23 protein-coding genes and 3 tRNA genes are annotated in these 23,411 nt (G+C 37.7%); 5 read left to right on the top strand and 21 right to left on the bottom strand.

From position 1 onward, the window contains the following. Positions 1-25 precede the first annotated feature (25 nt). The 4 genes from nrdF to nrdH form a co-directional block, all read right to left on the bottom strand. On the bottom strand, positions 26-1,003 hold the full coding sequence (nrdF, locus tag RHP64_RS01225) for a class 1b ribonucleoside-diphosphate reductase subunit beta (protein ID WP_010290839.1): 978 nt from the start codon (positions 1,001-1,003) through the stop codon (positions 26-28). 2 nt (positions 1,004-1,005) lie between these two features. After that, positions 1,006-1,446 (bottom strand): class Ib ribonucleoside-diphosphate reductase assembly flavoprotein NrdI, encoded by a 441-nt coding sequence (locus tag RHP64_RS01220; RefSeq protein WP_002815955.1) that lies wholly within the window; start codon positions 1,444-1,446, stop codon positions 1,006-1,008. Positions 1,447-1,482: 36 nt separating this feature from the next. After that, positions 1,483-3,654, bottom strand: a complete 2,172-nt coding sequence (nrdE, locus tag RHP64_RS01215; protein ID WP_038534115.1) for a class 1b ribonucleoside-diphosphate reductase subunit alpha — start codon at positions 3,652-3,654, stop codon at positions 1,483-1,485. Positions 3,655-3,821: 167 nt separating this feature from the next. Next, complete coding sequence (gene nrdH / locus RHP64_RS01210; RefSeq protein ID WP_002815957.1) at positions 3,822-4,052, bottom strand: glutaredoxin-like protein NrdH; 231 nt, start codon at positions 4,050-4,052, stop codon at positions 3,822-3,824. A gap of 428 nt (positions 4,053-4,480) precedes the next feature. On the opposite strand from nrdH, the gene RHP64_RS01205 reads away from it, so the two are divergent. Together RHP64_RS01205 and RHP64_RS01200 are read left to right on the top strand one after the other, a co-directional pair. Next, positions 4,481-5,881, top strand: a complete 1,401-nt coding sequence (locus tag RHP64_RS01205) for a hemolysin family protein (protein WP_011679157.1) — start codon at positions 4,481-4,483, stop codon at positions 5,879-5,881. Between the two features lie 93 nt (positions 5,882-5,974). Further along, on the top strand, positions 5,975-6,646 hold the full coding sequence (locus tag RHP64_RS01200) for a histidine phosphatase family protein (RefSeq protein ID WP_025267703.1): 672 nt from the start codon (positions 5,975-5,977) through the stop codon (positions 6,644-6,646). A 41-nt stretch (positions 6,647-6,687) separates the two neighbouring features. On the opposite strand, the gene RHP64_RS01195 is transcribed toward RHP64_RS01200, so the two are convergent. The 4 genes from RHP64_RS01195 to RHP64_RS01180 all read right to left on the bottom strand — a co-directional run bounded on the left by RHP64_RS01195 (position 6,688) and on the right by RHP64_RS01180 (position 11,024). Beyond that, positions 6,688-8,226 carry a YhgE/Pip domain-containing protein gene (locus tag RHP64_RS01195; protein ID WP_025267702.1) on the bottom strand — a complete coding sequence of 513 codons (1,539 nt, stop codon included), beginning with the start codon at positions 8,224-8,226 and terminating at the stop codon, positions 6,688-6,690. 147 nt (positions 8,227-8,373) lie between these two features. Beyond that, a complete protein-coding gene (gene hpf, locus RHP64_RS01190) occupies positions 8,374-8,919 on the bottom strand; it encodes a ribosome hibernation-promoting factor, HPF/YfiA family (protein ID WP_010291116.1) in 546 nt (181 codons plus the stop codon). A 136-nt stretch (positions 8,920-9,055) separates the two neighbouring features. Then, complete coding sequence (locus RHP64_RS01185) at positions 9,056-9,466, bottom strand: ComF family protein (RefSeq protein WP_014324218.1); 411 nt, start codon at positions 9,464-9,466, stop codon at positions 9,056-9,058. A gap of 277 nt (positions 9,467-9,743) precedes the next feature. Then, positions 9,744-11,024 carry an ATP-dependent helicase ComFA gene (locus tag RHP64_RS01180; RefSeq protein WP_011679154.1) on the bottom strand — a complete coding sequence of 427 codons (1,281 nt, stop codon included), beginning with the start codon at positions 11,022-11,024 and terminating at the stop codon, positions 9,744-9,746. Between the two features lie 17 nt (positions 11,025-11,041). Here RHP64_RS01180 and RHP64_RS01175 point away from each other — a divergent pair, with 17 nt between their 5' ends. After that, positions 11,042-11,677: a YigZ family protein gene (locus RHP64_RS01175; protein WP_002815968.1), complete on the top strand. Its 636-nt coding sequence runs from the start codon at positions 11,042-11,044 to the stop codon at positions 11,675-11,677. A gap of 136 nt (positions 11,678-11,813) precedes the next feature. Here the strand turns inward: RHP64_RS01175 and ppx are convergent, their stop codons facing one another. From ppx to RHP64_RS01140, 7 genes are all read right to left on the bottom strand, one after another. Further along, positions 11,814-12,779 (bottom strand): exopolyphosphatase, encoded by a 966-nt coding sequence (gene ppx / locus RHP64_RS01170; protein ID WP_025267700.1) that lies wholly within the window; start codon positions 12,777-12,779, stop codon positions 11,814-11,816. After that, positions 12,776-14,908, bottom strand: a complete 2,133-nt coding sequence (locus tag RHP64_RS01165; protein ID WP_462785051.1) for an RNA degradosome polyphosphate kinase — start codon at positions 14,906-14,908, stop codon at positions 12,776-12,778. Before RHP64_RS01165 ends, ppx begins: the two co-directional genes overlap by 4 nt. A gap of 8 nt (positions 14,909-14,916) precedes the next feature. Beyond that, entirely contained in the window at positions 14,917-16,395 is a 1,479-nt protein-coding gene (locus tag RHP64_RS01160) for a Ppx/GppA phosphatase family protein (RefSeq protein ID WP_025267698.1), read from the bottom strand. A gap of 76 nt (positions 16,396-16,471) precedes the next feature. Next, a complete protein-coding gene (locus RHP64_RS01155) occupies positions 16,472-17,059 on the bottom strand; it encodes a DNA-3-methyladenine glycosylase I (protein WP_025267697.1) in 588 nt (195 codons plus the stop codon). A gap of 95 nt (positions 17,060-17,154) precedes the next feature. Beyond that, positions 17,155-18,480: a phosphopyruvate hydratase gene (eno, locus tag RHP64_RS01150; protein ID WP_011679148.1), complete on the bottom strand. Its 1,326-nt coding sequence runs from the start codon at positions 18,478-18,480 to the stop codon at positions 17,155-17,157. Between the two features lie 141 nt (positions 18,481-18,621). Next, positions 18,622-19,431 carry a triose-phosphate isomerase gene (gene tpiA, locus RHP64_RS01145; RefSeq protein ID WP_002815975.1) on the bottom strand — a complete coding sequence of 270 codons (810 nt, stop codon included), beginning with the start codon at positions 19,429-19,431 and terminating at the stop codon, positions 18,622-18,624. Further along, on the bottom strand, positions 19,428-19,763 hold the full coding sequence (locus RHP64_RS01140) for a hypothetical protein (protein ID WP_011679147.1): 336 nt from the start codon (positions 19,761-19,763) through the stop codon (positions 19,428-19,430). Before RHP64_RS01140 ends, tpiA begins: the two co-directional genes overlap by 4 nt. A gap of 112 nt (positions 19,764-19,875) precedes the next feature. On the opposite strand from RHP64_RS01140, the gene RHP64_RS01135 reads away from it, so the two are divergent. After that, positions 19,876-19,960, top strand: a tRNA-Leu gene (locus tag RHP64_RS01135). Positions 19,961-20,055: 95 nt separating this feature from the next. On the opposite strand, the gene RHP64_RS01130 is transcribed toward RHP64_RS01135, so the two are convergent. Beyond that, positions 20,056-20,127 (bottom strand) — tRNA-Gln (locus tag RHP64_RS01130). A 37-nt stretch (positions 20,128-20,164) separates the two neighbouring features. After that, positions 20,165-20,247, bottom strand: a tRNA-Tyr gene (locus tag RHP64_RS01125). Positions 20,248-20,581: 334 nt separating this feature from the next. Between RHP64_RS01125 and RHP64_RS01120 the strand changes: the two genes are divergently transcribed. Then, complete coding sequence (locus RHP64_RS01120) at positions 20,582-21,052, top strand: DUF2178 domain-containing protein (RefSeq protein WP_025267696.1); 471 nt, start codon at positions 20,582-20,584, stop codon at positions 21,050-21,052. A gap of 118 nt (positions 21,053-21,170) precedes the next feature. Here the strand turns inward: RHP64_RS01120 and rpsI are convergent, their stop codons facing one another. The 4 genes from rpsI to truA form a co-directional block, all read right to left on the bottom strand. After that, complete coding sequence (gene rpsI, locus RHP64_RS01115; RefSeq protein WP_002815996.1) at positions 21,171-21,566, bottom strand: 30S ribosomal protein S9; 396 nt, start codon at positions 21,564-21,566, stop codon at positions 21,171-21,173. A gap of 18 nt (positions 21,567-21,584) precedes the next feature. Continuing rightward, the gene (gene rplM / locus RHP64_RS01110) at positions 21,585-22,028 is read right to left on the bottom strand and encodes a 50S ribosomal protein L13 (RefSeq protein WP_002815997.1); all 444 of its coding nucleotides are present in this window, start codon (positions 22,026-22,028) and stop codon (positions 21,585-21,587) included. 137 nt (positions 22,029-22,165) lie between these two features. After that, entirely contained in the window at positions 22,166-22,576 is a 411-nt protein-coding gene (locus tag RHP64_RS01105; RefSeq protein WP_011679143.1) for a pyridoxamine 5'-phosphate oxidase family protein, read from the bottom strand. A 48-nt stretch (positions 22,577-22,624) separates the two neighbouring features. Further along, positions 22,625-23,392 (bottom strand): tRNA pseudouridine(38-40) synthase TruA, encoded by a 768-nt coding sequence (gene truA, locus RHP64_RS01100; RefSeq protein ID WP_010281220.1) that lies wholly within the window; start codon positions 23,390-23,392, stop codon positions 22,625-22,627. Positions 23,393-23,411 lie beyond the last annotated feature (19 nt).

Here is a 23,411-nt window from a genome sequence, read left to right as displayed (position 1 = left end):
AAAGAATCGCAATTGCGATTCTTTTTTAGTCTAATCCAATATTATAATCATCATCATTCATTGCTTCAACTTCACCCAATAAATAACCATTTCCAACACCTGAGAAGAAGTCATGATTTGCTGTAGAAGTTGAAATACCATTCATAACAACCGGGTTAACATCTTCAGCCCCGTCAGGGAACATTGGCTCTTGGCCTAAGTTCATCAAAGCTTTATTAGCATTATACCGTAAAAATGTGAGCACTTGTTCAGTCCAACCTAAGTCATCATATAACTCGTGTGTATATTTCTCTTCATTTTCGTACAATTCATATAACAGATCATACATCCAGCTTTGTAGTTCTGTACGTTCTTCAGCCGAAATTTTATTAAACCCAATTTGGAACTTGTAGCCAATGTACGTACCGTGAACCGATTCATCACGAATAATTAGTTTAATAATCTCCGCCACATTTAACATTTTATTATGCCCCAAGAAATACAATGGTGTGTAAAAACCTGAGTAGAATAAGAAAGTTTCTAAGAAAACCGAAGCAATTTTTTTCTGTAACGCTGAACCATTATGGTAAATATCGTTAATTCTATTCGCCTTATATTGTAAAAACTCGTTAGAATCTGCCCATTCAAAAATCTTTTCAATCTCAACTTTTTCATTTAGTGTTTCGAAAATTGATGAATATGACTTGGCATGAACTGATTCCATGAATTGAATATTATTCAATACCGCTTCTTCTTTTTGATTCGTGGCATCTAACTTTAATTGCGCCATACCATCTTGTGATTGTAATGTATCCAAAGTTGTTAAGCCGCCAAAGACCAAGTTCATTGTTTGGCGTTCTTGTTCGGACATGTTACCACGCCAAGTACGTAAATCATTTGAAATAGGAATTCGGGTGTCTAGCCAAAACTGTTGTGTTAACTTTTCCCATGTCGCCTTATCTAATTCATCTTCAATGTTATTCCAGTTAATCGCTGTGTATGAACCGTTGTTTATATGTGCCATTGTCATTCTCCAAAATAAGGTTTTATCTTATTATATATCTTTTCTGCATCAAACTTGCTACCTCGCAATTCATAGGCTGCAATCATTGGAACATCAAAGTTTTTTCCATAGCGAATCGCTGTCAAGTTAAATTGGATGTTGAAGTTTCGGTTTCCTGAACCAACCACCCCTTTTAAGTATCGCGCATTATTACCAAATGCAATATAATCGCCCAAGGCATTTGTAAAAATTTCTTTAACTTCCGGTCCTGTTCCAGTACCGCCTGTTAGATAAGTCGGCACGAAAGCAACATAGGGTTGTGTTTCATTTGCATATTCTGTTTCATCACCAATTAAACGCGCGGAAAATCCATCACCATTAGATTCAGCAACAGCTGCTAACTTTTCAATAAACGCTTTTGTATTACCTTCAGTAGAGGCATAAAGAATATTTATAGTTGTCATTCATTCCTTCATTTCATAGCTAAGCGCTCTTTTAAATTAAATTGAGCAACTTTCACATTCATTAACACCTGATTCTTGGTTGTCATCTGTAAACGTACGAACATAATAAAGCGATTTTATCCCCTTGTTAAAGGCATAGTTACGCAAAATGGTCAAATCACGCGTCGTCATTTTATTTGTACGATTATTTTTCCATTCGTACAAATGTTCAGGCAATGTAGAACGCATAAATAATGTCAACGCCATTCCTTGATCAATATGTTCTTGTGCAGCAGCATATACATCAATTACTCTACGCATATCTGTATCGTACGCTGAAACATAATATGGCATTGTTTCATTGCTTAATCCCGGTGCTGGATAGTAAACCTTACCAATCATACCTTCTTGACGTTCTTCAATTTTGTTAACAATTGGCAACAAAGAGGCCGTTGCATCGTTAACATAAGAAATAGAACCTGTTGGCGCGATTGCATGACGATAGGCATTATACATACCGTATTTTGCTACGTCTTCTTTTAACTGTGCCCAGTCTTGTTCTGTTGGCACATCAAAACCAGCAAAGGCTTTTGCCACTTTTTCGGTTTTTGGCGTCCAATTCTTTTCAACGTACTTGTCAAAGTATGTTCCATCCGCATAACCCGATTGATCAAACTGATAAAACGTTTCATGCCGTTCTTTTGCAATGCCCATTGAAGATTTAATAGAATAATAATTCAGCATCATGAAAAATGTTGATGTAAAGTCTAATGCTTCTTCATCTCCATAGTACATCTTATTTTGTGCAAAATATGCTGCTAGTCCCATAGCACCCAAGCCGATGGCATGTTTTTCTTTGTTACCTAAATCGATTGAAGGAACAACATCCAAATTAGACGAATCGGATACAAAGGTTAGTGCCCGAACCATTGCATCCACAGATCCACCGAAATCATTCGTGTTCATCATGTTTACGATATTAATCGACCCTAAGTTACAACTAATATCCGAACCTAATTTTGTATAATGTTGTTCATTGTCAATTTCTGACGGCGTTTGTACTTGTAATATCTCTGAACACAGGTTAGAAGATACAATCTTACCAGGAACTGGATTAGTTCGATTAGCTGTATCAATATTAATGATATACGGGTAACCCGATTCTTGTTGTAACTTAGATATTTCTTCTTCAAGGGATCGCGCGTCGATACGTTGCTTACGGATTTTATCGTTAGCGACCATGTTGTCATATTCGGCAGTAATATCAACGTAATTAAACGGTTGTTGATAAACCTTCTCAACATCGTCTGGGCTAAACAAGTACATTGTCTCATTTTGCTTGACTAAATCATAAAATTTATCTGGGACAGTCAACCCAAGAGATAATGTTTTTACTCGTATCTTTTCGTCAGCGTTTTCCTTCTTAGTTGATAAGAAAGATAAAATATCAGGGTGAAAAACTGATAAATAAACGACGCCGGCTCCTTGACGAGCACCAACTTGTGATGAAAATGTAAACGAGTCCTCTAACAATTTCATAATTGGCACTACACCACCGGCAGCATTATCGATACCCATGACTGGTGCACCAGCCTCACGCACATTTGAAAGATTGATACCAACGCCACCACCCATTTTGGATAGTTGCAGCGCTGAATTGATGGTCCGCCCAATTGAGTTCATATCATCTGAAGTCTGAATAATAAAGCACGATACCAATTCTCCGCGTCGAGCTCGGCCCGCGTTTAAGAAAGATGGTGTCGCTGGTTGATAGCGTTGATGTATCATTTCATCAGCCAAACGCAGTGCCAAATTCTCATTCCCATCTGCATAATATAAAGCATTCATGGCAACACGATCTTCATATGTTTCAATATAATATGCACCATCATTAGTTTTAAGCGCATATTGATTATAGAACTTGAAGGCCGCCATAAAGGATTTAAACTTAAAATGTTCACCCGCTAAATATGTATATAACTTTTCAATGAATGTTAGGTTGTATTTTTGAATAAATTCACGTTCCAAGAAGCGATGATCAAACATCCAATCCAGACGTTCTTGCAAGGAATCAAAATGCATCACATTGGGCAAAACATTCTCATCCAAAAAAGCGTTCAATGCCTCTTGATCTTTATCAAGCTGAATTTCATTGTTCTTTGGAATATTTACTTGATTGTTTAAATCAAAATATGTTACGTTTTCTAAATCTAACTCTTTTAATGACATCAGTTTATTGTCCTTTGGTTTTGAATGTGATCGATTGCCGTGTTGACACTTTATATTTTGAACTACCTTTGATTGACAACAAACTTCTGCAATTTATCAACACTCTTACTAGAAAAAATGTAATAAAAAACACCGCTAAGCTTTGCACCGCACGATGTTAACGAAAATCAAGCAGAAATTTTCTTTAGCACATCAGGACGGAATCCGGAAAATGCTGGTAGGCCTTCCACCGCCACAACCGGTGTTTGGCGATGACCATTAGCCTTCAGTTCCTCAACAAATTGTGTTTCCTCTTCAATGTTAATTTCTTTAAAAGGTATACCTTGCGCTTCTAAAAACTTTTTGGTCATCTTGCATTGCACACAATTGTATTTTGTATATACTGTAACTTTTTCCATGATACCGACCTCTTTTATATTTATTTCCTCTGTTTTGAATCTAATAACTACTGACTTTAAGTTTACCCTTTTTAATTAATTCTTCAAGCCCTAATTTTGTCTCAGCGAACGCATGTTCTTATGAATTGAATAACCTATTTAAAAAAGGCTGCTAGAAAATAAAAGGACAATAAAAAGGAAAGAATCCTATTATATCAAGGATTTCCATTGATGCATGCATGTTGTTTAGATTTCTATAATACCATACTTTTTTTATAAATCATATTGAATTGCTCGCAAGAACCATATGTTTGTTCCCTTCCCATTAACTTCATAGAAACGTCTAATACTGACAATAGTCACCCTTAAGAAAGTTATAAAATCCAACGTCCTCATACGATCTTTGTTATAATGTGTATTAGTTATAATATGAAAAGAGGTTTACGAATTTGGATTCTGGTCCGTCTATGATCATCAATTTTTTCATTATTTTGGTGGTCCTTTTACTAGCTATTTTGTTTACTTTAACAGAATATTCATTAGTAAAAGTACGTTTAAGTGCATTAAAGGCATTGCAAGAAACTCGTGAAAAGCCTTCACGTAACATTAGCAATGCTATTTATATGACAACACATTTAACTGAATATCTTTCAACTGCACAAGTCGGAATTACGTTAACAAGTTTGATTTTAGGTTGGATTGGTGAAGAAACCGTTGCTGAAATCATACTTGGATCTGGGATTATCCCAGCTGAATATGCTCACGCGGTAGCTTCTGTCGCCGCTATGATCATTTTCACGATTGTCCACGCTGTATTTACCGACTTAGTACCGAAGAACATTGCAATTGAGTCACCGGTCAAGGTGTTACTCTTTATTGTACGTCCTGTACGATTCTTCCATATTGCTTTGTTTCCTTTGATTTGGACATTAGATCACTTGTCAAACGGTATTACCCATTTACTTGGCTTCCGGACAGACGGTGAAGAGGACATTTATTCTCAAACCGAAATTTTGTCGTTGTCTAAGAATGCAGCAGCAGCTGGTGAATTAGATGAAGAAGACCTTACTTTCATGCAACGTGCGTTTGAAATGAATGATAAAGTCGCTGTGGACATAATGATCGATCGTACATCCATGACCATCATCGATGTTACGGCTTCAATTGCGGATGGACTCAACTTATACTTACAAGAACGATATTCACGTTTTCCCGTTGTAGCGGATAACGATAAAGATAAAGTTTTGGGCTATGTTTTCAATTATGATTTAGTACGACAAGCACGTATTAAGTCATCTGATCCAGTTTCCAAAATTATGCGTGATATTCCAGCTGTTCCAGAAAATATGGATTTACATGATGTCATGGATGAAATGATTATAAAGCGTTCTCCTATTGCAATTGTTGTTGATGAATATGGTGGTACTTCTGGACTAATTACTGACAAAGATATTTATGAAGAACTGTTTGGTACCGTACGTGATGAAATTGATGATGTTTCTGATGACTATATCGAAAAGCTCGGAGATCACCGTTTTAAAATCTCAGGTAAGATGACATTATACGATTTTGAACGTTACTTTAATCGCAATATCAAAGAACTTGAAAATGACGATGCAGTTACCTTAACTGGATATGTCTTGAATCATGACCCCGAATTCCGTGCCGGAGACACTATGAAAGTCGCCAACTTTGAGTTGACAGCATTGGATTATGATAATGCTTATATTTCTCAATTCATTGTCAAAGAATTGCCTTTACCAAAAGATGATTTAAATCAAAATGGTATTTTTGACGAGGATGAAGCAGCCTCAGAAAAAAATTCTGAAGATGAAGTTGCTGCCAATTAATCAAAGATGTATTCCTTCGGGAATGCATCTTTTTCATTCTGCTACCAAAACACTTGTGGTAAAATGGAAATAGTTATCTTCAGGAGGAAACTTATGACAGTCAACATCTACATGGTACGCCATGGCGAAACCTATTTTAATCTTTTGCATCGTTTCCAAGGCTGGTCCGATGCCCCCTTAACAGAAAAAGGGATTCAAGACGGTTATGCAGCCGGTACTCGACTGGCCAACGTACACTTCGATGGTGCTTATTCATCTGGCTTAACACGAACTATCCACACATCACAATATATCTTAGTCAACAATAAATCTGATTCACCCAATCAAGCTATCCAATTACCAGACTTCCGTGAAGAAAACTTTGGCTATTTTGAAGGTGTACACACTGGCTTAGCCTTAACAACTCTTGGTGCTTATAAAAATGATACCTTCTCAGATTTTTCCGATGTTATCGCTAAATATGGTATGCCTGCAGCAATGGATTTGATTCGTGAAGGCGACCCTTTCAAAATTGCAGAGGACTATCAACAGTTTATAAACCGTATACAACACGGTTTTGACGATATTCTTTCTCGTCATCAAGATGGAGATAATGTACTAATTGTCTCTCATGGTACAGCTATTCGTGCTATTGTTGATTATTTTGGCTATCATGATTTTGCCAAGATTAGTGTTAAAAATGGTGCTGTTACGCAACTTGAATTAGCTGCTGACCATGCTAAAATTACTAACTTTAACGATGATTCAACTATATTTAATTCATAATTTATTGACAAAAAAAGCGAGCTCAAATGTGCTCGCTTTTTTTATTCATCAATTTTTTCTGTCAAACTTTTTCGTTGCCTAAAACGATACTGTGAGACTAATAAAATAGTAAGTATAATCCACCAAATTACTAAGATCATTACGTTTTGCTGTATTTCACCACTAAACGTAATGTGGTTGACAGCACTTATTAGTGCTGTTAATGGCCAAAATGGTCTAGAAATACCAAATGCTGTATCTTGTACAATTGCTGGATAACTAACAGCAACTATAATCAGTTGTAAAACAGATATTCCTGTAGCTAACCACCAGCCTGCTTGACCAAATAGTTGTTTCAGGTACCAAACAAAACTTAGCATTATCCACTCGGCTAGTATGACAACTCCTACAATGAACCAAAAATAAGTGATTGGTATTTTCCACAATAATACACTGGTTGTCATTAACAACGCACCTACAACACTCAATAGACCACCAATTTGGAAATTATCCCACCATTGTTCAAGCGCAAGTGCTTCTGGCTTTTCTGGTTTAATTGTTAATACCAAACCAAATAGTATTGCCATTACTGTCACACCAACTGCCAATACCTGTGGCAAAATGACTTGTCCATCGTTTTTAACTGGCTTAATGTCAGTTATGTTTAGCGTAAGCATTTGCGTCAAGGAAGTGGTCGTCTCGGACTTATCCCCAAGCAGTGATTTTAATTTATTGGAGATAGCAGTTTGACCATTTTTTACGGATGTGGCTTCGGTTTGGATAATACCAGACTTCTGACTCAAAGCCTGTGTATTATTCAAATTCACAACAATATTACTAATTCCCCCTACTACCGTTGTTTGCATTTTGTAGGAAACGTCGTTTATCTTAGCTGCTGCTTCTTTAATTTTGTCGGTGTCACTATTACTAATGGCCGTATTAAGCTCAACAGAATAAGTTGCTAACTGTGTTGCTAAATCACTCGCATCTGTTTGCAAATCTTTAGCTGTATCTGTATCAATAGCATTCCCAACAACTTGTAAATTGGCTTGCAAATCGGATGTTTTGTCCGCCAAACTATTGCTTTGCTTTGCTAAATTTTTCAAGGTAGAGTCGTTTGAGATACCCATGCTCAGCTTTACATTGGCTTCATTAATCAAGTCTTCGAGCACACGGCTCGTATATTGTGTAGCAAATTGATTATTACCAGTAGCTATGACTTGTCTAACATTCACGTTCTTGCCTGAACTTTTAAAGTTGGCCAACTGCTGCGTCATCTTATTTGGGAAAACAATAACACTACTAATCTGTCCCAACTTTAAGGCTTCTCGAGCTGACTTCTCTGAACTATACTTCTTGACCACTAACTTTTTACTGGCCTTAAATTGATCAGTCAATTTAGCACCAACGCTTTGTTGTTCACCTTCAAACTGCGCTGGCTTATCTAAATTAACAACAGCGACCTTTAAACGGTTCGCATGCTGAGTTACATGACTAGTTGCTCCAAGGTACCCAGCAACTAAAATTACTGGAATCACCATTGCTAATAGCCACTTAACTAAACTGTGTTTATTTTTTAATATCGTTTGCCAACCAAACATAAAAGACCTCTTCAATTTAAACTCTGCTTAATATAGCATACGCAATTGAACTGGTCTTTTGGATAACTTTATAAACTTTTACGATTCTTAACTAAATTATGGAAAAATGTTCCCCACTTTGCAGTTGATAATACACAATGACGCATATCATTCAGCTGTTTCAAGCAAGCCATACTTTCCATCAGCCCGCTTATAGATTACTGAATCAGTATTTGACTCTGCATCTTTGAAGATAAAGAACACATGTCCTAGTAAATCCATTTGTAAGGCAGCTTCCTCAGGTGACATAGGTTTCAAATCAACCTGCTTAGTACGAACAATTTGTAGAGCAGAATCATCTACCTCTTCTTCAGGAATTTCACCCTTCGAATCAATACCTTTAAATCCAGTTTCTCTGGATTTACGATTGATCTTTGTCTTATACTTACGAATTTGTCGTTCTACTTTTTCAGAAACATTATCAACAGCTGCGTATAAATCTTGATTAGTATCTTCAGCTCGCAAAACTACGTAAGGTAACACAATAGTTACTTCAACCTTACCAGAATTGTCAGACTTGTATGTGCGCAAGTTAACGTTGGCCTTGGCATTTTCTTCGATATAACGATTTAATTTCGTCAAGCGTTTTTCCACATATTCACGAATTGCATCTGTGACTGTGATATTTTCACCACGTACATTGTAATCTAACATAAACTAATTCCTCCAAATTTCCTTCTTTAATGATAAAATTCTAAATATTATCATCAAGTCAGTTATTTTATATTGGTTCTATCATCATTATAACATATCTGTAAGCGTTTACCGCGAAATTACAATTTCTTCATTTTCATCGTGCTAATGAAATGCTTTTCACAGAATCAGCCCCATGTGCTAATAATAAATCGGCAGCGTGGTGCAATGTACTACCAGTCGTATATACATCATCTACAAGTAAAATACTTTGTCCTTCAATAATTTTTTCGTCGATTATGGAAAATGGCTGTTCTCTTTTCATGCGAGCTCTGCGATTAGAATGTGATTGTTGGATTTTTTTCGTTACCTTAACTTGTAAGGCTTCTGTTAATTCAATGCCTTCTAGCAGGCTAGCTACTTGATTAAATCCACGTGTCATCATCGTATGCTGGCTAACAGGAACTGCTACTACCAAATCCATATCTGAAGTATGAACTAGGTTTATTAACTCACGATTAAAAATTTTACGTAGTTTGTAGTCACCATTAAATTTATATTGTTGCATAAATAATCGCATGGCATCATTGTATTGATACAATGCACGATGATGAAGGCTGGGCCTGTTATTCAATTGCCACCTTTGGCAGTCGTAACATGCGTCATTATTTAGTTGCTGTCGCCCGCACGCTGGACAACTTTGATCATTGATTGCATCAAAATTGTGACGACAACTTTCACACAACACACTATTTTCATGTCTTATTAGGCCAAAAAACTGCAAAAATGAATTTACTTCAAATAATTGTGTTTGACACAATGCACAATGCATAGCTTCTCCTTTTTTAGTTGTCCATTCTACGCTTTAATTTTTCCCCACGACGATTCATCATGATAATCTGTTTTTGTGCTGCCCTAACCTTTAAATTGATATGTTGTACATATGCTTGTACTAAACCGGTGGGTCGATCGGCACTACGCCCTACACGACCTGCAATTTGGACTAGCGCATTTTCACTAAATGTTTTATCGTCTGCTCCTATAATTAATACGTCGATTCTTGGGAAAGTAACCCCTCTTTCTAATATTGTAGTCGTAATTAAATACTGTAACTTTTCGTCACGCATTTTTTTAACTTTTTCTTGTCGAAATGGATCAGCTGCATGTACGTAATCACTTTGTACACTTGGAAATAATTGATGTAATTTTTGATGTAGCGGTTTTAAATCAGAGACTTTTGGCACAAAAATTAAAAATCGTTGTTTAGATGTAATGAGCTGAATAATTTGTTTTTTGATGACGTTCGGTAGCCTTTTACGCCAGTTGCTAACTAATCTTACTTTTATTTCAGGTAAGACATGCTGGTGAAATCTTAATGGCAAATAAGAGGTCGGTAATTTTTTACCTGCTTTTTTTCGCATTGCTAGTGTTGGTGTCGCCGTTAAATAAATTAAAGCACTGTTCTCCTTTCGGGCTTTATTCACCGCATAAGCCAGCATGGCATCCCCTGCAAACGGAAAACTATCAACTTCATCGACAATAACAAGATCGAAAGCATGATAAAACCGCAACATCTGATGTGTGGTCGCTAAAACTAACTGTGTATATCGATAGTTTTCTTTTTGGTTGCCATGTAATATCATTAGCTCAGTTTCTTCAAATGCCGACTGAATTCGTGGTGCTAACTCCACAATGACATCTACGCGTGGTGAAACAATCGCTACACGTAGTCTTTGACACAATGCTTTGTGGATAACCGGGAATAACATTTCAGTTTTACCCGCACCAGTAACCGCCCACACTAAATGTTCCCCTTTTTGAAACAAAGTCACCAATAGTTCATTGCTAACTTTTTCCTGTTGTTGCGTCAATTCACCTTGCCATGTCATTTTAGCAGTACCAGAAAATTGATTTGGTTCCGGTAACGAAACTAAATTATCAAGAGAACTAACTCGCCCTAATATCAAACAAGCGTTACAATAATAATGTTGGTTAGGCAATTCCTCGGTATTCTTCTGTCCGCACCGTTGGCACTTCTTCCCAATAAAAGGTTCAATAATATGTTTAGTCGTTGTTTCCACTTTTGGTTGGACAATTTGACGACCATAGAAATATTCATCATTCATGCTGTATAATACGTTATATGGTAAAATATTTCACAATTAAGCCCACAGCATTCACATGGGAAAAAGAAATTAAAAAATCACGTTTCATTTTAAACATGGCACGTATTACTTCCGAAAATGACGCTCGAGATTTTATAGAAAAAATAAATAAAATCCACTATAAGGCCAGCCATAATGTTTTTGCTTATGTCTTAGGTGACAATGACAGCATTAAGCGCTATAGTGATAATGGTGAACCGAGTGGTACGGCTGGCATACCAATGCTAGAGGTCTTACAAAAAAATGATCTACATGATGTTATTGCAGTAGTAACTCGCTATTTTGGTGGTATTAAATTAGGGGCAGGCGGACTGATCCGTGCTTACGCTGGCACAATTGCTGAAGGACTTGAGTCAATTGACTTTGTGGAACGACTAACACGTCTACAAGTTACTATCAGCATTGATTATAAGCATGGCGAAACATTAAATTATTGGCTAAACAGCCATAATTATCAAATAATAGACACACAGTATGATACAAATGTTCACGTCGTAGTCCCAGTATCTGAAGAAGACCTGACCAAGTTTCAATCAGATTTGATGAACCAGTTTTCTGGGCATATATTATTTGACATTGGTGACGAAACTTACTTTGAAATTCCAGTAAAATAGGCTATAATTGAATAGTTATGATCCGCTAGTGTAATGGATCGCACGCAAGATTCCGGTTCTTGAAATCCGGGTTCGACTCCCGGGTGGATCATTAAATAAATAAAAAACAGCCAATAATCATATTGGCTGTTTTTTATTAGTCTATCGTCATTGAAGCGGGTTCTGGCGCAATAACATGTTGCCCTGTCTCTTGCCTAATCGTTTCAAATAAAATACCTTCCCGCAGACCAGCTTGTGAGAATATGACCTGCTGTCCGCCTAGAAAAAGCAGCAGTTCTACCAACGGCAATAAGCCACCGACAATAATGTCACCACGATCCTTGGCTAATCCAGCCATTTTCTGTCGTTCAACTAGATTTTTACTTAATATCTTTTGATATATATCTGTTGCATCTTGCTTACTCAGATGGTATCCATGAATTGGCATATCAGTGATTTTTCGCTGACGTCGAGAAATTTTAGCTAAAGTACGATTGCTACCACCCAATGCCACCAACGGCAAATGCATGGCATCACTGAGCCAAGAAACATCTCCAAACATTTGCCTTAAGGCTACAGTTGCTTGAAACAAAGAATCCGCATTAATAACATCCTTCTCAAGGAACATTTCGCTAATCGTCACTGCGCCAATAGGCAGACTTATTTCGTGAACTGATTCTTTGTTTCGAACTAAAATCAATTCTGCAGAGGCACCACCAGTATCCAAAATTAAGGCGTCGTTTATGTTTAGTGTATTAACAATACCAACGTAATCATAGTGTGCCTCTTCTTCACCCGTTAGTACTTGCAGCGTGAAACCCATTGTTTCTTCAAATTCCGTCAAAAATGCCGTTTGGTTTGTTGCTTGTCGGACAGCTGCAGTGGCCACTGCTCTTATTTTCGCTTTTGGGTACTTGTCCAGCGTTTCCTTGAAATTCTTCAAGGCGTTCATCGTACGTTTAATAGCCTCAGGTTGTAAAACTTTATTTTCACCCATTCCTTCAGAGAGGCGTACCATCTCTTGTAATCTATTCAATACTTCATAATGACCATCTTGATGATATCTACTAATTGTCATCCGTACTGAGTTCGATCCTAAATCTATTACTGCTATAACAGTCATGATTCACCTCCTATAAACGGGTTGTTGATTGGCTCAAATTCTTTTTGCGTATTTTCTCGGTCCTGTTGTTGCTTTAACTCAATTTGTTTGACCATAGATTCAGCTATAAACATTTCTTGTGCGTTAACAGAGGATAAGCCTCTACGATCAATTTTATCAAACGATCCATCTGGTTGTAAGACACGTGTTTTAACATTATCTGCCCACATGATTTCAAAAATATTAATCACCTGTTGAGACAAACCAGCATTGCGAATTGGGAATAACAATTCAACACGTCGATTTAAGTTTCTTGTCATTAAATCTGCAGAAGATAAATAAACTCGTGGACTATCATCATTATGAAAGATGAACACCCGACTATGTTCCAAAAAACGGCCAACAATTGAATGCACAGCTATCGTTTCACTGACTTTTGGAATACCAACCTTGAGCATTGTAATTCCTCGAACTATCAATTCTACTGGTACACCAGCTTCACTTGCTTCGTACAAATGACGAATCATTCGTTCATCAGATAACGAATTGAATTTCATCTTAATACCGGATGGTTTTCCTGCCTTAGCATTCTTAATTTCGACGTTTATTTTTTCATAAATAAACTCACGAATGCCATTAGGTGACATATGCAGTTGATGAAAAAAACTCGGATCAGAGTAACCCGTTAGAATATTAAAAATCGAAGCCACATCTGCACCTAATTCGCTATCCACTGTTAGCAATCCAAGATCCGTATAAAAATTCGCTGTAACATCATTATAGTTTCCAGTAGCGAGATGGACATATCGACGAATAGTATCACTTTCCCGTCGCACTACCATGGCCATTTTAGCATGCACTTTTAGTCCACGAAGTCCATAGACCACATGGACGCCCTTTTGCTCTAATTCACGCGCCCAATGGACATTATTTTCCTCGTCAAAGCGTGCCTTGATTTCAAGCAATACCGTTACCTGCTTGCCACGTTGAGCAGCATCAGAGAGTGCCTTAATAATTGGTGAATTGCCGGATACACGGTATAGAGTCATTTTAATGGCTAGCACATCATCATCTATAGCAGCTGTTTGAATAAACTGAACTACTGGCTTAAATGAATCATAGGGGTGATGCAACAGATAATCGCGTTTTCGTATATTTTCAAATATTTTATCAGCGGTCAAGTCGGGATTTTCGTACCCATGAAATGATGTATATTCTAGTGTAGGTGCATCAATTACTTTCAACCATGAACTGATGAATGTTAAATCAATCGGACCACTCACTTCATAAATTCTATCATCAGGGACCTGTAAGGCTTTGATGAGTTGGGTCATCAACATTTTACCCGTGTTCGCACTTACAATCACACGGATAACTCGTCCACGCTCCCGTTCTTGCAATTTACTTTGTACTTCTTGCAAAATATTGGGCGTATCTTCATCATCAGCAACATCTAATTCCATATCACGTAAAATATGAAAAACATTTGATTCTTTAATGGTATAACCTGGAAAAAGCGCATCTAAAAATAGTTGCACAACATCTTCTACTAAAATCACTTGATTTTCTTCTGGTAGTGCGATTACTCGTCCAGAGGTTTCTGGAACCTGTAATACTGCAATATATTTTTCAGATTGTTCGTCGTTTTTTTTCAGACGGACACCAATATTTAACGTATCATTTGCCAAAAAAGGAAATGGTCGTGTACTATCAATCGCCATCGGCGTTAAGACAGGACGTAACTCCTTCTCAAAAAATTTCTTCAAAAAGTTAACTTGTGCATTCGTCAAATCATTTTTATGGACCAATGAAAAACCTAACTTTTTCATGGTCGGAATAATACTACGATTTAATACTTGGTACTGGTTTTTAATTTGTTCTCCTGCAGCGGCAGAAATTTTAATTAGCTGTTGTTTGGGCGATAAACCAGATGCATCCACCTTATCGTGACCTACAAACATTTGTTGTTGTAAGCTTGCCACACGAACCATGAACCATTCATCCATGTTTTTTTGTGTAATCGCTAAAAAATTAGCGCGCTCTAGGATAGGATTTTGTGTATCGCGCCCTTCTTCAAGCACACGTTTATTAAAAGCTAACCAACTCATTTCACGATTAACATAATATTTGTGTTGTTTCAGATCTGTCATAGTGCTTTTCAGCTCCTTTTCCCCTGACGTTTCAATACAATGGGCAATCCAAACACAGCCTCAAAAAAATGTGCTTTTTGTGCAAATATATACATTTCCAATTGCAAATCCGCGGCAGATTGTCCGATTACTGTGATTTTTTCTGTACCGATAGACACAGTTAATTTACTAATTTTTTGTAATCGGCTATCATCAAGTGCATCCGCCAAGCGTAATAATGCGGCCATTTTAGCAATGCGCATACGGTGCCTTGGAGAAAACTCTTGCGTTGATCGCAGTGCATTATCAGGAGTTTCAGCGCTATGATACCGTGCAATTGACGCAATCATTCGTTGCTCAGAGGTTGATAATCCATGAAAATCAATTCCTTCTAGAATTTCTTCAGAATATTGATAATGCTTCTGAGAATTAATAAAACTACCAACGTCGTGCGTCAAAGCAGCGACACCTAATAAGAGCCGGTCACGCGCACTCAATCGATGAATTCTTTTTAAACGATCAAATAGTCGCCAAGCATATCTCAGAACCAACTCTCGATGCTTCTCTTCAACCATATATCTATCTGCAATACCACGTGCGGCAGTAATGATATCATTTTGTGCATTGTTGTCTTTAACGACCAGCCCATCTAAGACTGTCAAGCTACTCATATGTAAATTACTAGCACCAACAGCTGACATCACTTCGACAACCAACACAGCTTCCATGAAGACCATCCAAATATCATTCAAATCAATGCTATATTGCTCAGCAATAGCTTGTTTGTTCATCTGATTAAAACTACGAATTAATGATTGTAGCTCTGATTTATGAATTGTAGTTTTGGGCTTTTTATTTAAAAACAGCTGATTTAATACATCGGCACCAAGCAAAATAATTGTATCAGTTGCTTGAAAAGGCGGTAACATATGCCAAAAATCTGCTAATTTACTATCAATAAATTCCGGTATCAAATCTGGTATTTCAGTAATCTCTGCAGCCATATCTCTGATGGACTGTGTTAATCGTACTGGACCAATGGCTGAATGCTGCGAGAATTTAAACTGATTATTTTCAAAATAGGATAAGTCTATTCTTGTAGAGCTGATGCCTAATACAAATGCGTACCGTTCATTTAAAATTTTTTCATCATGCACGCGCAAGGCCAACTGCCGATAATAATTTTCTTGATTGGCATTTAGCCAAAGTAATTCAAGGCCCGTTACATTTTCTACTTGATCGACAAAATAAATAGCATTCAGCATCTTGGACAAGTTTTCACTACCGTACAAACGCACATCTTCTACACCATAATCACGAAGAAGTTGTTGGAACCGTTGTAGCTGTGATAATGCACGCTGCATCACTTCAGCAGAAAAACTAGCTAATGGTAAATTTTTTTCGCTATATTCGCGCTTAACATGCTCAATTTGACGCCCACTACTGTCAACAATTTGCAATGCAGCAGCATCAGTGTTTAAAAGAATAACACCCTGTAATTTTGCCATAGATTGAGCCCTCTAAGGGTAGTTTATCACATTTAATATTAGGATTGTATTAGAAAAAATATGACTACATTATTACTTATAATCTTGCATTGTCTGGATTAAAACTACAACACTGTTCATGATCATTGATGATACCTATTGCTTGCAGGTAAGAATACACAATTACCGGTCCGATAAATTTAAACCCTTGTTTCTTCATGTCCTTCGTTATCTGTTGCGATAATTCATTTTGACTGGGAATTTCATCCCCACTGGTAATATGGTGATTGATAATCTGACCATCAGTGAACGACCACATATAGTCAAAAAAACTCCCCCTCTGCTGACGAATCTGTCTAATGACTCGTGCATTGTGAATAGTTGATGTAATTTTTAGTTTATTGCTAATAATATTAGGATTGTTTTTTAATCGTTCAATGTCCTCGTTTGTCATTTTAGACACTAAATCAATATCAAAGGAGAGGAATGCAGTGTTCATCCCTGAACGTCTTTTTAACGAGGTCTCCCAGCTTAACCCAGCTTGAAACACTTCTAAAGTCAACAGTTCAAATAACTTTTTGTCACTATATTGGTTAGGTTGTCCCCACTCTGCATCATGATAAGTTGTCATAATATTGGAATCTGGATAATTATCTACCCAGGAGCAACGTTTCAAATCATCCATTGTGCTTGCTCCTTTTTCACTTATATTTGCAAGACAAAATAGTTTTTAATCATTTCATATAAAAAAAAACGACCAAACGGCCGATTTAGTTTTTTTTACTTGTTTTCAATAACTTCGCGGGCAGCAGCTGACAAGTTATAGAATGAATGGATACCCTTATACTTAGCAGTTGTGTCCAACAATTCTTCGATACGGATCAATTGGTTGTACTTAGCGATACGGTCAGTACGTGACAATGAGCCTGTCTTGATTTGGCCAGCGTTTGTAGCAACAACCAAGTCAGAAATTGTTGTGTCTTCTGTTTCACCTGAACGGTGAGAAACGATAGCCGTGTAACCAGCTTCCTTAGCCATTTCAATAGCTTCGAAAGTTTCTGTCAAAGTACCAATTTGGTTAACTTTGATCAAGATTGAGTTAGCAGCACCCATGTTGATACCCTTTTCAAGGTATTGTGTGTTAGTAACGAAGAAGTCATCACCAACTAATTGAACCTTCTTGCCCAATTCGGCTGTAATTGCAGCCCAGTCTTCCCATTCGTTTTCGTCGATAGGATCTTCGATTGAAATGATTGGGTAACGATCTGCCAAATCTTCAAGATACTTGATAAATTCAGGTGTTGTGAATTCTTCTCCAGTTGACCAACGCAACTTGTATGTCTTTGTTTCTGCATCATACAATTCTGATGAAGCAACATCAACAGCAATTGCGATATCCTTACCAGGCTTGTAACCAGCGGCTTCAATCGCACGGATCAAATATTTCAAAGGTTCTTCGTTATCAGCGAAGTCAGGAGCAAATCCACCTTCATCACCAACTGAAGTTGCCTTACCATCAGCTTCTAATAACTTCTTCAAAGCGTGGAAAGTTTCTGAACCGTAACGAATTGCTTCCTTAACTGTTGGTGCGCCAACAGGCATAATCATGAATTCTTGGAAGTCAACCTTGTTTGCTGAGTGAGCGCCACCATTGATAACGTTCATCATAGGTGTTGGCAATACGTATGAATTTGCACCACCCAAGTATGAGAACAAAGGTACACCTAATTCGTCAGCAGCCGCACGGGCAGCAGCGATTGAAACAGCCAAAATAGCGTTTGCACCCAAGTTACCCTTGTTTTCTGTACCGTCGAGTTCGATCATAGCTTGATCGATTGCACGTTGGTCAGTTACGTCGAACTTACCAACCAAAGCCTTAGCGATAGCATCGTTAACATTGGCAACAGCCTTTGTTGTTCCCTTACCACCAAAACGTGACTTGTCTCCATCACGCAATTCAACAGCTTCGTGTTCACCTGTTGATGCACCTGAAGGGACCATTCCACGACCAAAGCCACCCAATTCTGTGATAACTTCAGCTTCAAGTGTAGGGTTTCCACGTGAGTCAAGGACTTCGCGTGCGATAATATCAGTGATTAAAGACATGTTTTAATTCTCCTTTGGTTTTCGGTTATATACCATGTATATTATATCACAGGGTAAGAGTCATAGCCAAAAATTTCCTCAATACATAAAGCAAAGTAATGTGCAACAACTATTGAGTTCACCCTTTTAGGGCACTGCTTTTTAAGTATTCTCAATATTAAATTCTGGGACTTCTGGATCTTGCGCAATGGCAACAAGTTGTAGAAACTTTTCTGGATCAAGAGCGGATGTGCCAACCAACACACCATCTATATCTTTTTGCAACATTATTTCGCGAGCGTTGTCTGGTGTCACCGATCCGCCATATAAAACGCGAACTTGTTCAGCAATAACAGGTGAATATAACTTGGCCAGCGTCTGACGTATCAGATGAGCTGCTTTTTGCGCTTGGACCGCACTTGCGGCCTCACCTGATCCAATTGCCCATGTGGGCTCATACGCAAGTGTAACGTTGCGGATTTGGTCAACAGAGACGCCTGCCAACGCGGCAGCCACTTGAGCCACTGAGGGTTCCGCGTCCATAAACTGGGCATAGGTACTCATATCCTCATCGACATCGATAATTGGGCGTAAGCCATTTCTAAGTGCAGCAGTGACTTTCAAATTAACTGTTGAATCAGTCTCATTAAAAAACTTTCGACGTTCAAAATGCCCAATTAAAACATATTTGGCGCCAATATCTTTCAATGCTTTTGGTGATGTTTCGCCTGTGTAAGCTCCACTGTCTTCCCAATGAACATTTTCTGCGACAATATGTATGGGTGACTGTGCTGTAGCTCGAACCATGTCTGACAAGAATAAATCTTGTGCCGCAATACCTGTTTCCACAACATTTTCAGCAGGCACCTTACCGTTCACCTTGTCCAAAAATTCTGCAACATCAGCGTGCAACTTATTAATTTTCCAATTTGCAACTACAAAAGGTATACGTGAAGCATTATGTTGACTCATTTTTCGTCTCCTCTAAGCATCATAAAAATAAAGACCGCCTCAATTAATAATAACCAAATCATATAACGAGAAGGTTCACCCAGCAAGGATAGCAACATGTAGCTAATAAACAAAACGGCCAGTCCGCCACCTGTTTTAGTTAACTTTTGCTGGTACTTACTACGTGAAAGGCGTTCGGTCAAATGTTGGTTTTCCGATTTCAGTTCTGAAACATCTAATTTCAAAGCTTCAATCTGATCTAATAAATCATCATTTTCATTTTGTAAAGCTTCATTATGGGCCTGTATTTCTGGTGTGATTACTTCTGTTTTTTTTCGATTAAAAAATCTCATGTGTTTTCTCCATTACTTCTATTCTATCAAAATTACACGCTCGCTGTCATTGAATATCTATTGACGAGATTAGATTTAATGGGTATAATTATATAGTTGTCAATTCATATTTGCAGCTGTGGCGGAATTGGCAGACGCGCAGGATTAAGGATCCTGTGCCCGTTTAGGGCGTGCGGGTTCGACTCCCGCTAGCTGCACTATAACAAAAGCTATACTTAATTGTATAGCTTTTTCTTTGTGTTTAAAATTTATTTTATACAAAAAAAGGAATCCCGAAGGATTCCTTTAATAGTTGCCCCTGCTGGATTCGAACCAGCGCATGTCGGTACCAAAAACCGATGCCTTACCACTTGGCGAAGGGGCAATAGCTAATTTATTTTGCCGTTAGCTTTTATCGGCAATGGGAGCGGTAGGATTCGAACCTACGAACCCGAAGGAACGGAGTTACAGTCCGTCGCGTTTAGCCAGACTTCGCTACACTCCCATATCTCAAACAACTATAATAGTATACCAAATACTGAGAGACATGGCAAGCATTTTTGTGATAATTACATGTTGTAATTACATTTAAAAGTGAAGTAGATTGCTCATCAATATTGCGAGGCCTCCAATGAAAATTAATAACAATGTTCAACCCGTTAGAAAATCGCTTCATTTGACGCAAGAATCTCTAGCAAAATAAATTGGTGTTTCAAGGCGAACTATTGTTTCTATAGAAAAGGAAACTATACACCTTCTTTGATATTGGCCTTCCAGTTAGCACAAGCACTGAAAACACCACTGACTGATCTATTCACTATTAATGAGGAAAATCAAACATGAAAAAAATTATTTTTGAGCAAACAGGCAATATTATTACTACCCCGCTGATAGCATTTGCAATGATACAATCCATATTATTATCCCCAAAAACCACTAATAACTCAGCTAGCATTACATTTGGTGGTGGATGGTTCATCTTAATTATTTGGAGCATATTTTTCCTATTACTAAAATACTGTTATCAAAAATATCTTAAAGATGGTTATCAAGTTACAACAGGAGAACTAAGCACTGCAGATGAGCGAGAACAAGAAATAAGTCACTTTGCACTCAAAAAAACATATCAGGTAGTGATGTTCTTCCTAATTGTTACAATTGTAACAGCGTTCTTTTTTAGCTTGTTAATAGGTACAAACATCACAACTCTCAGTATTTTCATTATTACCATGTTATCAGCTATGCTTATTGTTTCATTTTCAACCTATTTGATTACATGGATTGTTTATGAACTTACTTCTTTGGACTAATATCATGTATGCATTTCTAGCGACAAACCAAATATAAAAACACACACAATTATATGAATTGTGTGTGTTTTTATAGATTAATATTATGATGATACTGACATGGTCAGTATTACATGTATTAACGCTTTGAGAATTGTGATGCTTTACGGGCTTTCTTCAAACCTGGCTTCTTACGTTCCTTCATACGTGAGTCACGAGTCAACAAACCTGCTGCCTTCAATGCTGCACGGAAATCAGGATCTACTGTCAACAAAGCACGGGCGATACCGTGACGTGTTGCACCAGCTTGACCAGAATAACCACCACCAATAACGTTAACTAATACGTCATAGTTACCTAATGTTTCAGTAACGTTAAATGGTTGCAAAACAACTTCACGCAAGTTAGCAAAAGGAATATATTCTTCGATTGACTTGCCGTTCATTGTGATTTGGCCATTACCTGGAACCAAACGTACACGAGCAACTGAGTTCTTACGACGACCTGTGCCGGCATATTGTACTGCTGTAGTCATAATTGAGATTCTCCTTTCTTAAACTAACTTGTTGATGTCAAGTGCTTCGGGCTTTTGTGCAGCGTGATCATGTTCTGATCCTGCATACACGTGCAAGTTCAAGCCTTGCTTACGTCCCAAAGTGTTCTTTGGCAACATACCGTGGATTGATAATTCAAGCAACTTTTCAGGGTTGAATTCACGATAGTTTCCAGCTGTGCGAGCCTTCAAACCACCTGGGTGGTTTGAGTGGTGGTAATAAACCTTATCAGTGGCCTTCTTACCAGTCAACTTAACTTCGCTTGCATTGATGATGATGACATTGTCACCCATGTCAACGTTTGGTGTGAACGTTGGCTTGTTCTTACCACGCAAAATTGAAGCTACTACTGTTGACAAACGTCCCAAAACGACGTCTTTTGCATCAATAATATACCACTTCTTTTCGATTTCACCTGGTTTTGCTAAAAATGTTGTACGCATGTTTGCGCTCCTTTGATTAGTTGTTTACTGACTCAGCCGTTCCTTGCCAAGCATTTACAATAAGTTTCCGGGGCTTATCGTGAGGTAAACAATACCGTCTTCTATCTTAACCAAAAAAGCGTCTCATGTCAATTATTTTACTCAAAATTAACATCTTTTTTATACCCATATGACGCAAGACTAGCAGAATGAATGTGGAGTTCCAGTACAATCTCATTTTCGATATCTGGGTGCCCCTGCATATAAGATTTGTTGTCAATAAATAATGGTTTAACATCTGCCCATGTTTTATCAGAACGTCTCATAGTTGCATTATTTGATTCAATACGTGCGCCATTTTCATTAAATGGCGTAATGATAGCTACCTTGTCATTATTATCGATATCATGAACTTTATATGATGTCGGATCAACGTTAAAGTACCACAGATTTTCACGTTCTGGACTGACCGCAAATCCCATGATTCGAATACTTGGTTGATTATCTCTAGTTGTTGCCACGAAAACAAGCCCTCGTGAAGCTTGAATATACTCTTCAAAAAACGTCATAATTACTCCCCCTTAAAGTAGTACTGGTTTCATTATAACAAATATTGTTCAATTGTAATCAATCTCGTCCAAGTATAGGCCACTTGCTGGTGCAGTATACCTAGCTTGTTCCCGATCCTTAACTTCTATCAGTCGAACAATATCATGTACTGGTCGTTTTCCGGTACCAATTTCTAATAGTACACCAACCATGATACGGATTTGATTATATAAGAAAGCATTCCCTTCAAAGGTGAATACTATCTCATGTTCTTCTGGTTTCTCATCGACGTCAGCCCGAGTAATCAAACGAATAGTTGTAGCCGTTTCATTTCCTGAGGCAGCAAAGCTAGCAAAATCATGCTCACCTAAGAGGTCAGGTAAAGCAGCTTTAATTCTGTTTATATCCAGTTTCCAATGGAAATGTCCCGTGTATTTGCGTTTAAAAGGATCCTTGTAGTCAGTCGTAGATACACGATAAATATACCGCTTAGAATGTGTATTAAATCGTGCATGAAAGTCATCAGAAACATGTTCTACATGATTTACAACCACATCAAATGGCAACAACGTATTCATCCCCTTGCGCACGCCTTCTGGATCAATATTGAATGGCAAATCAAAATGAACTACTTGACCAAAAGCATGAACACCCGTATCAGTGCGCGATGCACCTACTACTTTAATCTGCGGTGATGGGTTTTTTGCCATTTTATTGATGACTTTATTAAGCTCCCCTTGGACTGTACGTACAGACTCAACACCATTTTTTGTTTGCAATTGAAACCCAAAAAATTCAGCACCATCGTAAGCTATAACTGCTTTATATCGTGGCATAAATTTCTCCTCTTATTGC

This window comes from Leuconostoc sp. XM4 (assembly GCF_055698815.1).
The sequence above is the reverse complement of the archived record's forward strand: the minus strand, read 5'-3'. Positions and strand labels throughout refer to the sequence as shown.

What these genes read in the sequence shown, in the direction of transcription:
- RHP64_RS01220 (WP_002815955.1), bottom strand. Translation starts at nt 1,446, where the DNA reads ATGACAACTATAAATATTCTTTATGCCTCTACTGAAGGTAATACAAAA.
- RHP64_RS01180 (WP_011679154.1), bottom strand. Translation starts at nt 11,024, where the DNA reads ATGAATGATGAATATTTCTATGGTCGTCAAATTGTCCAACCAAAAGTG.
- RHP64_RS01175 (WP_002815968.1), top strand. Translation starts at nt 11,042, where the DNA reads ATGGTAAAATATTTCACAATTAAGCCCACAGCATTCACATGGGAAAAA.
- tpiA (WP_002815975.1), bottom strand. Translation starts at nt 19,431, where the DNA reads ATGAGTCAACATAATGCTTCACGTATACCTTTTGTAGTTGCAAATTGG.
- hpf (WP_010291116.1), bottom strand. Translation starts at nt 8,919, where the DNA reads ATGTTAGATTACAATGTACGTGGTGAAAATATCACAGTCACAGATGCA.
- ppx (WP_025267700.1), bottom strand. Translation starts at nt 12,779, where the DNA reads ATGACTGTTATAGCAGTAATAGATTTAGGATCGAACTCAGTACGGATG.
- RHP64_RS01160 (WP_025267698.1), bottom strand. Translation starts at nt 16,395, where the DNA reads ATGGCAAAATTACAGGGTGTTATTCTTTTAAACACTGATGCTGCTGCA.
- RHP64_RS01140 (WP_011679147.1), bottom strand. Translation starts at nt 19,763, where the DNA reads ATGAGATTTTTTAATCGAAAAAAAACAGAAGTAATCACACCAGAAATA.
- nrdF (WP_010290839.1), bottom strand. Translation starts at nt 1,003, where the DNA reads ATGGCACATATAAACAACGGTTCATACACAGCGATTAACTGGAATAAC.
- RHP64_RS01105 (WP_011679143.1), bottom strand. Translation starts at nt 22,576, where the DNA reads ATGACGTTTTTTGAAGAGTATATTCAAGCTTCACGAGGGCTTGTTTTC.
- eno (WP_011679148.1), bottom strand. Translation starts at nt 18,480, where the DNA reads ATGTCTTTAATCACTGATATTATCGCACGCGAAGTCCTTGACTCACGT.
- RHP64_RS01195 (WP_025267702.1), bottom strand. Translation starts at nt 8,226, where the DNA reads ATGTTTGGTTGGCAAACGATATTAAAAAATAAACACAGTTTAGTTAAG.
- rplM (WP_002815997.1), bottom strand. Translation starts at nt 22,028, where the DNA reads ATGCGTACAACATTTTTAGCAAAACCAGGTGAAATCGAAAAGAAGTGG.
- RHP64_RS01185 (WP_014324218.1), bottom strand. Translation starts at nt 9,466, where the DNA reads ATGCAACAATATAAATTTAATGGTGACTACAAACTACGTAAAATTTTT.
- RHP64_RS01155 (WP_025267697.1), bottom strand. Translation starts at nt 17,059, where the DNA reads ATGGATGATTTGAAACGTTGCTCCTGGGTAGATAATTATCCAGATTCC.
- nrdE (WP_038534115.1), bottom strand. Translation starts at nt 3,654, where the DNA reads ATGTCATTAAAAGAGTTAGATTTAGAAAACGTAACATATTTTGATTTA.
- RHP64_RS01165 (WP_462785051.1), bottom strand. Translation starts at nt 14,908, where the DNA reads ATGACAGATCTGAAACAACACAAATATTATGTTAATCGTGAAATGAGT.
- RHP64_RS01120 (WP_025267696.1), top strand. Translation starts at nt 20,582, where the DNA reads ATGAAAAAAATTATTTTTGAGCAAACAGGCAATATTATTACTACCCCG.
- rpsI (WP_002815996.1), bottom strand. Translation starts at nt 21,566, where the DNA reads ATGACTACAGCAGTACAATATGCCGGCACAGGTCGTCGTAAGAACTCA.
- nrdH (WP_002815957.1), bottom strand. Translation starts at nt 4,052, where the DNA reads ATGGAAAAAGTTACAGTATATACAAAATACAATTGTGTGCAATGCAAG.
- RHP64_RS01200 (WP_025267703.1), top strand. Translation starts at nt 5,975, where the DNA reads ATGACAGTCAACATCTACATGGTACGCCATGGCGAAACCTATTTTAAT.
- truA (WP_010281220.1), bottom strand. Translation starts at nt 23,392, where the DNA reads ATGCCACGATATAAAGCAGTTATAGCTTACGATGGTGCTGAATTTTTT.